Raw genomic sequence first — 8,714 nt, forward strand, 5'->3', positions numbered from 1 at the left:
AATAAGCTAATTAAATAATGGATACACAAATGGGGGCTAAGCCCCCATTTATTAGTTTAGCGAGCTAACAATTAAAGAGTACGTTGTACTTCAACTGTTTCAAATACTTCGATTTGGTCACCAACACGTACGTCATTGTAGTTCTTAACGCCGATACCACATTCCATGCCGTTACGAACATCAGCAACATCGTCTTTAAAGCGACGAAGTGACTCAAGTTCACCTTCATAGATAACCACGTTTTCACGTAGTACACGGATTGGAGCGCTACGTTTAATAACACCTTCAGTAACCATACAACCAGCAATTGCGCCAATTTTTGGAGACTTGAATACGTCACGAACTTGCGCAAGACCAATGATTTCTTGTTTAAACTCAGGTGCTAGCATGCCTGACATTGCTTGCTTAACTTCTTCGATTAAGGCATAAATTACGCTGTAATAACGAAGGTCTAAGTTTTCAGTATCAATCACTTTACGAGCAGAAGCATCAGCACGAACGTTAAAGCCAACTACAATTGCGTTAGACGCTGCAGCTAGTGTCGCATCAGTCTCAGTAATACCACCAACACCAGAACCTACAATCTTCACTTTTACTTCATCAGTAGAAAGTTTAGTTAGTGAATCAGAGATTGCTTCGATAGAACCTTGAACGTCTGCTTTAAGTACCACGTTAACTTCAGAAACATCACCTTCAGTCATGTTAGTAAACATGTTTTCAAGCTTAGCTTTTTGTTGACGTGCTAGTTTAACATCGCGGAACTTACCTTGACGGTATAAAGCAACTTCACGCGCTTTACGCTCATCTTTAACTACAGTTGCTTCGTCGCCCGCAGCTGGAATACCAGAAAGACCTAAAATTTCCACTGGAATCGATGGACCTGCCGACTTGATGTCTTTACCGTTTTCATCGCGCATTGCACGAACACGGCCATACTCAAGACCACATAATACAATGTCACCTTGGTTAAGCGTACCAGATTGAACAAGTACTGATGCAACTGGACCACGGCCTTTATCAAGACGAGATTCAATTACAACACCTGCAGCCATACCTTCGGTAGGTGCTGAAAGCTCTAAAAGCTCAGATTGCATAAGTACGGCTTCAAGAAGGTCATCAATACCTAGACCAGTTTTAGCTGAGATATGAACGTACTGCGTATCGCCGCCCCACTCTTCAGGGATAACGTCTAGCTGAGCTAGTTCGTTTTTAACGCGATCTGGATCTGCGCCTTCTTTATCCATTTTGTTTACAGCAATGATTAAAGGAACGCCAGCTGCACGTGCGTGCTGTACCGCTTCTTTAGTTTGTGGCATTACACCATCATCTGCTGCAACCACTAAGATTACGATATCTGTCGCTTTAGCACCACGAGCACGCATTGATGTAAATGCAGCATGTCCTGGAGTATCTAAGAAGGTAATCATATTGCCGTTTACATCAACATGGTATGCACCAATATGCTGTGTAATACCACCGGCTTCGCCAGAAGCAACCTTCGCAGAACGAATGTAATCTAGAGTCGATGTTTTACCATGGTCAACGTGACCCATTACAGTTACTACTGGAGCACGAGGCTCTGACTTACCATCTTCATGGCGGTCGTTAAGTACTGTTTGCTCTAATTCGTTTTCTTTAACAATGATAACCTTGTGACCCATTTCTTCTGCAACTAGTTGTGCAGCTTCTTGGTCGATCACTTGGTTAATAGTAACCATGTCACCCATTTTCATCATTGTTTTAACAACTTCAGCGCCTTTAACAGCCATGCGTGATGCAAGCTCAGCTACTGTAATTGTTTCGCTAATACGCACTTCATTTTTAACATCAACAGTTGGTTTTTGGAAACCATGCTGCAGCGATGCTGGTGCTTTTAATTTAGACTTGTTACGGCCTCTTGACGCTGCAAATTTATCTTTTGCTGGCGCTTTTTTCTTTTTCTTAGCACGGCGAGTGCCTTGCTCATCACGAGCATCGGCAACATCTTCTGCTTCACGTGCATAAGTTGAAGTCGTAAGATGGTGATCCGCTGTTTCTTCGCGTTTCTTACGTTCTTCTTCTTCTTTCTTCCAGCGTGCTGAATTCTCTTCAGCTAGCTTTCTTGCCTCTTCTGCTTGACGTTTCGCTTCTTCTTCAGCTTTCTTCAATGCGGCCTCTTCTGCTTCTTTTTGCAGACGCTCAGCTTCTATGCGATCTTTCTCAGACTTAGCACTTTGCTCTGGGGTCATCTGCTTTTGTTTCGCTTTACGCTCTGCATCAGCTTTGCGTTTAGCTTCTTCTTTGGCTTTACGGTCAGCTTCTTCTTTCGCTTTACGTTCTGCCTCTTGTTTCGCTTTTAATTCTGCGGCTTCTTGTTCAGCTTTTTGTTGCTGTTCAAGACGGGCTTTTTCTTCAGCGGCTAAGCGTGCTTGCTCTTGTTCTTGCTCCATTGCGCTTTTCTTCACGTAGGTACGTGTTTTACGAACTTCAACTTGAACATCTTTAGCTTTACCCGTAGAACCAGTCACACTTAATGTGCTTTTGCTCTTACGTTGTAAAGTCATACGCGCTGGGCCATCTGAACCTGTACCACCATGATGCTTGCTTAAATGATCAAGTAACGTTGCTTTTTCAGCTTCTGTTACGTTATCAGTTGCTTGCTTAGTGATACCTGCTTGTGAAAACTGCTGTAGCAATTTATCAACAGTTGTACCTATATCGCCGGCTAGTTTTTCAACATTTACTTCTGCCATAGTGTGTAATACCTCCGTTAATAAATTACTCGTCTGCAAACCAACAAATGTTTCGTGCAGCCATAATCAGTTCACCCGCTTTTTCAGATGAAAGTTCTGTGATATCAACTAATTCGTCAATACCTTGCTCTGCCAAGTCTTCAAGTGTAACAACACCTTTGCTTGCCATAACAAATGCTAAGTGACGCTCTAAGCCTTCAAGCGCAAGTAAGTCTTCAGCTGGCTCTGCGCCATCTAAGCTTTCTTCCGTTTTAAGTGCTTTAGTTGTCAATGCATCTTTTGCGCGTGAACGCAATAAATCTACAGTCTCTTCATCAAGACCATCAATTTCTAAAAATTCAGACGCAGGTACATACGCCACTTCTTCAAGTGTCGAGAAACCTTCGTTAATAAGTAATGATGCAAACTCATCATCTATATCTAAATTTTCAGTGAATAAGTTAAGTAACTTATCAGATTCAGCTTCATTTTTGGTACGCATGTCTTCAACAGTCATTACGTTTAGTTCCCAGCCAGTTAATTGGCTTGCTAAACGAACATTCTGACCATTACGACCAATTGCTTGTGCTAGGTTATCGGCTTCTACAGCGATATCCATTGAGTGAGTGTCTTCATCCATTACGATTGAAGCAACTTCTGCTGGCGCCATTGCATTGATAACAAATTGTGCTGGGTTGTCATCGTAAAGTACGATATCAACACGTTCACCACCAAGCTCAGACGATACAGCTTGAACTCGTGCGCCACGCATACCAACACATGCACCAATTGGATCAATGCGTTTGTCGTTAGATTTAACAGCAATTTTAGCGCGTGAACCTGGATCACGTGCAGCTGCACGTAACTCAATCATCTCTTCGCCAATTTCTGGCACCTCAATGCGGAATAATTCCATTAGCATTTCAGGTTTAGAGCGCGTTACAAATAATTGTGCACCGCGTGCTTCAGGTTTAACTTCATATAAAAGACCACGGATTCGATCACCCGGGCGGAAGTTTTCACGTGGCAACATGTCATCACGGTAAATTACCGCTTCTGCGTTGTTACCTAAATCAAGTACGATTGCATCGCGAGTTGCTTTTTTAACAACACCCGTTACCAGCTCGCCTTCTTGATCTTTGTATGCTTCAACAACTAAAGCGCGCTCAGCTTCACGTACTTTTTGTACGATAACTTGCTTAGCCATTTGTGTTGTAATACGGTCAAATTTGATTGAGTCGATTTGCTCTTCAACATAATCACCCATTTGCAAATCAGGTTCTTCAACCTGTGCTGCTTCTAGAGTGATTTCGCTGTATGGGTTCTCTAAAGAACCATCTTCTAATACAGCGGCAATTTGCCAGCGACGGAACGTATCGTAATCACCGGTTTTACGGTCAATTGCTACACGTACTTCAATTTCGCCATCGTGTTTTTTCTTTGTCGCTGTCGCTAGAGCGAACTCTAGAGCTTCAAAAATCTTTTCTTTTGGAACCGCTTTCTCATTGGAAACGGCTTCAGCAACCAATAATATCTCTTTTGCCATGGGTAATGCCTCGCTTGCCCTATTCCTTCGCACTCGAATTTAAAACTTCGCGATTAAATTCGCACGTTCGATGTTACTAAGCATGATCAGATGCTCTGCACCATCGCTAGATAGTGTGATCATATCGCTGCTAACTGCTACTAAGTCGCCTTTAAAATTACGACGACCATCCTGTGGAAGTTTAGTACGCACGCGTACTTCCTCTCCTTGCGCCTGCTCGTAGTGATCTTGTTTGAATAATAGACGATCAACACCAGGAGACGATACTTCCAAATCATATTCATTTGTAATTGGGTCTTCGACGTCTAAAATCGCACTAATTTGGCGACTGGCATCCGCACAGTTATCAACTGAGATCCCATCCTCATGAGCAATATATACTCTTAAGGTAGAATGGCGACCCGCTTGTACAAATTCAAGACCATGCAACTCAAAGCCTAACATTTCTACCGCAGGCGTTAACATGGTTACTAAATCTTGTTCAAGTTTTGTCACGAAAATCCTCCATACAAACAAAAAAAGGGCTTATAGCCCTAAAATACTGAGTTTAAATTTTAATTTGATAGCAATTGCCACAAATCGTAAGGTGCAGATACAACAACGCCCCGAACCAAGCGGGGCGTCACACCAATAAAGCATAAAACTGTGTGGCCGAGGGCCAAGCTTGGTTGCGAGTCAGTAAACTGACCTAATTAAACTACATAGCCTAAAACGCAAAACGCGCATTACTTAGAATGCGCGATATAAATTAGTAAGGTAATACCTACTAGTAGAATTGGTTGCGGGAGCCGGATTTGAACCGACGACCTTCGGGTTATGAGCCCGACGAGCTACCAGACTGCTCCATCCCGCGCCAATAGATATCAAACCTTAAATTTAATATCGCTGTTAGCTGTTATACAACACGCTAAACAATGGCCGCTATTATAAGGATGTGTGGGCTAATTAGCAACTATAATACGCAATTAGTTTATAAAATTTCCAATTCGTCAAGATGCTAATTTAATGTATGTGTTAGTAACATAAGTAATCAGTCAGTTTTATAAAATGTTCATCGTCAAAATGCTAAATATTGCAGCTTACTATTTTTGAGTGAGAATCAAACAAACTAAATTTGAGCTACCTTAGTACCTTCTAGATGCTTACAATTTACTAGAAAATAAATTGATATAACTAAAACCCATACTTTAACACTAAAAAAACGTGCAGAATTTTAACTGCCCGCTATAATCAATTTTATGCCACTTGATAATAATAGTTATTACTCACTGCAGAGAGATAAAAAATGAATCAACAACAATCAGCATTGTTAAATAACTTAACAATTATTAAGCCAAATTTTCATGCATTCACGGCTCGATTTCACAGTAAATTAGCTGAATCTAGCATTGAGATGAATTACCCAACAGCCTTACAATTTAACGAAAAGAGTTTTACCCTTTTTTGTGTGCTAGAACGAATTGTTAAACATTTAGATAAGCCGGCATCGGTAGCTCCTTTTTTAGCACATCATTTAATGTACCTAAAAAATAGCAGTGTTTCACAAGGTGACATTGCAATTTTATCTGACGCTTTTTACGAAACTCTTAAGGAGCACCTTGGTAAACACTTTAATGCTGAGAGCCAACTTGCTTGGAAAAAAGCGCTCAGATATTTTGAAAGCTTTGCCGGCAATGTTTTATTTAAAGTATCTAATGTGGTTTCGTTACAACAAAAAATGCAGCAAGAGCAAAGTAATAAAATTTAAATATACAATTTTTAGGGGTGGCAATTTAACTTACGTAACCTCCTCCTTAATTAAACTCATTTTCACACCATGGTCCAACACGCCTTTATTGCCTTGATAATCGGTTAAGCCTTTTTACTCTATTCATTCGTAGTTAAATAGTAAAACGATCGTTTAATTAAATACGTCCGTATAAAAAAATTTGGCTTTACTATGACCAATCACAAAACACTCAGACTAATACTAGGTGATCAGTTAAACCCATCTCATTCATGGTACAAACAAAAAGACGACGACACGCTTTATCTGATCGCAGAACTAAAACAAGAAACCGACTACGTTAAGCATCACATTCAAAAACTGTGTGCTTTTTTTAATGCTATGGAAAACTTTGCAAATGCATTAAAAACGGCAGGTTTTGATGTTTTGCATTTAACACTTGACGATACCGCTGACGACAAAGACTTAATTGAATTACTCAAGCGAATTTCCGATAAATACCAATGCGAAACTATTGAATATCAATACCCTGATGAGTTTAGGCTTAAGTCCCAATTAGCTAAGTTTAAAAGTGATGGCTCATTTGATGTAATTGCCACAGATACTGAACATTTTTTATTACCGTTCACCGATATAAAAACACGCTTTACAAAAAACAAGCATGTGACAATGGAGCACTTCTATCGTGCTATGCGTAAGCAGTTTAATATATTAGTTGATGATACTAAGCCAACGGGTGGCAAATGGAATTTTGACAGTAATAATCGTAATAAATTTTCCAAAGCTGACTTAGCGTGTATACCAAAACCTAAGCTATTCAATAATAATGTCAAGAGCATCATTTCTCGCTTAAATAAGCACAAGATCGTTTACTTTGGCGAAATAGCCGATCAGAAACTAGAGTGGCCAACAACGCGTAAACAAGCCATTGAATCTCTCGAATACTTTTGCGAGCATTTACTTAGTTGCTTTGGTCACTTTCAAGATGCGATGACAGATCAAAGTAAAAATAATACCAGCTTGTACCATAGCCGATTATCGTTTGCCCTAAACGCAAAAATACTCCACCCGTTATATGTAATCAAACGTGTAATAAGAGAATACGAACAAAGACCCAGTGAAATATCCCTCTCGCAAGTAGAGGGCTTTACTAGGCAAATATTAGGTTGGAGAGAATATGTACGTGCCATTTATTGGATTAACATGCCCGACTACGCTGTTAAAAATCAACTACAAGCCAAAAACACACTACCATCTTATTTTTGGCACAGCTCAACAAAAATGAATTGCCTAAGCCACTCATTAAAACAAAGCCTTGAAACCGCTTATGCCCACCATATTCAACGCCTAATGGTTATTGGAAACTTTTGCATGCTTACAGGAATAAACCCTGATGACGTAGATAACTGGTACCTAGGTGTTTATATCGATGCCATAGAGTGGGTAGAGATGCCCAACACCCGAGGAATGAGCCAGTTTGCCGATGATGGAATAATTGCGACTAAACCTTATGCTGCAAGCGGTAACTACATTAATAAGATGAGCGATTACTGCAAAAGCTGTCAGTACGATGTTAAACAAAAAGTAGGTGATAAAGCTTGCCCGCTAAATAGCCTGTACTGGCATTTCATGAATAAACACAGAAACAAGCTAGAAAAGAACCTACGTATTGGTATGGTATATAAAAACTGGGATAAACAAGAAAAAACACTCCAAGAACAAACGCTGCAACAAGCAACCTACTACCTTAATAATTTAGAAGCGCTGTAAACAAAAAGCCGCCTCGAATGAGGCGGCTAAGTAATCAGGGGAATATGTACTTTAGAAGATTATTTACCTTCTATTAGATTGCTATTACCAATTTCAATTTTACGTGGTTTTAGCGCTTCAGGGATTTCACGTTCTAAGTCAATACTTAGTAAGCCATTGGCTAAATCTGCGCCGAGTACTTTTACGTGATCTCCTAACTGGAATTTACGTTCAAAGTTACGCTCAGCAATACCTTGATGAATAAATTTACGCTCTGCGTTTTCATCTTTATTTGCTTTAGTACCTGTAACTTTTAATGTGTTATTTTCTGACTCAATGGTTAATTCGTTATCGCTAAAGCCGGCAACGGCCATAGTGATTCTGTATTTGTCTTTATCGAGTGCTTCTATGTTGTAAGGAGGAAAACTTGGCTGCTTATCTGTATTAGCTGCCGCATCCATAAGTGATGCTAAATGTTCGAAGCCGATAAATGAACGATAAAGTGGTGATAAGTCTACTGTACGCATAATAATATCCTCATATTTAAGCGATATTTTGCATGTGCTTTTCTATTGAACAAGCTCAAGCAAAGTTTAATTAATAATATAAATTTCAATTATTTAAGTTTAATTTAGGACCCATCAGGCGTCCTACTTAACTATATATGGACGGTAAAATTGTTTTCAAGAGATTAATTTTAAAAAAATTAAAAAATAAACAAAAAAAGGCACTAAAAAGCTGTCTCTTGATCACAAGTCTGACTCAAGAGATTTTGCTAAATCGTAGCCTTCCAGGATGGCTTGTAACTTAAGCCATCCTTGCCATAACACTTTCACAGATGCACGCCCTGTGCGCTTGGTATCTTTCCAGCCTCCTAACTTTGCCAGTTCCTGATACGCCCATGACATATTTGGAGCAGTTTCAGGCAATGGTGTTTTTATTCTCTTTAACCACAATAACTTCCATGCTTTGGGAGATAACA

General features: G+C 39.8%; 6 protein-coding genes, 1 tRNA gene and 1 pseudogene. 2 read left to right on the forward strand and 6 right to left on the reverse strand.

The genetic code is table 11. From position 1 onward, the window contains the following. Positions 1 to 71: 71 nt before the first annotated feature. From infB to QL998_RS16320, 4 genes are all read right to left on the reverse strand, one after another. A complete protein-coding gene (infB, locus tag QL998_RS16305; RefSeq protein ID WP_002958484.1) occupies positions 72 to 2,732 on the reverse strand; it encodes a translation initiation factor IF-2 in 2,661 nt (886 codons plus the stop codon). A 25-nt stretch (positions 2,733 to 2,757) separates the two neighbouring features. Continuing rightward, positions 2,758 to 4,257 carry a transcription termination factor NusA gene (nusA, locus tag QL998_RS16310; RefSeq protein ID WP_002958483.1) on the reverse strand — a complete coding sequence of 500 codons (1,500 nt, stop codon included), beginning with the start codon at positions 4,255 to 4,257 and terminating at the stop codon, positions 2,758 to 2,760. 39 nt (positions 4,258 to 4,296) lie between these two features. Further along, a complete protein-coding gene (gene rimP / locus QL998_RS16315) occupies positions 4,297 to 4,752 on the reverse strand; it encodes a ribosome maturation factor RimP (RefSeq protein ID WP_002958482.1) in 456 nt (151 codons plus the stop codon). A gap of 281 nt (positions 4,753 to 5,033) precedes the next feature. Further along, positions 5,034 to 5,110: transfer RNA gene (locus QL998_RS16320), tRNA-Met, on the reverse strand. A 432-nt stretch (positions 5,111 to 5,542) separates the two neighbouring features. On the opposite strand from QL998_RS16320, the gene QL998_RS16325 reads away from it, so the two are divergent. Continuing rightward, complete coding sequence (locus QL998_RS16325; protein ID WP_024606289.1) at positions 5,543 to 6,004, forward strand: globin; 462 nt, start codon at positions 5,543 to 5,545, stop codon at positions 6,002 to 6,004. A 192-nt stretch (positions 6,005 to 6,196) separates the two neighbouring features. Further along, the gene (locus tag QL998_RS16330) at positions 6,197 to 7,753 is read left to right on the forward strand and encodes a cryptochrome/photolyase family protein (protein WP_290193085.1); all 1,557 of its coding nucleotides are present in this window, start codon (positions 6,197 to 6,199) and stop codon (positions 7,751 to 7,753) included. Between the two features lie 59 nt (positions 7,754 to 7,812). Here QL998_RS16330 and QL998_RS16335 read toward each other — a convergent pair whose 3' ends face one another. After that, positions 7,813 to 8,259 (reverse strand): Hsp20 family protein, encoded by a 447-nt coding sequence (locus QL998_RS16335; protein ID WP_024595972.1) that lies wholly within the window; start codon positions 8,257 to 8,259, stop codon positions 7,813 to 7,815. Between the two features lie 222 nt (positions 8,260 to 8,481). Beyond that, positions 8,482 to 8,714: pseudogene (locus QL998_RS16340) on the reverse strand (IS4 family transposase); the annotation flags it as partial.

Origin of the sequence: Pseudoalteromonas sp. APC 3691 (genome assembly GCF_030408135.1) — a bacterium.
GTDB lineage: Bacteria > Pseudomonadota > Gammaproteobacteria > Enterobacterales > Alteromonadaceae > Pseudoalteromonas.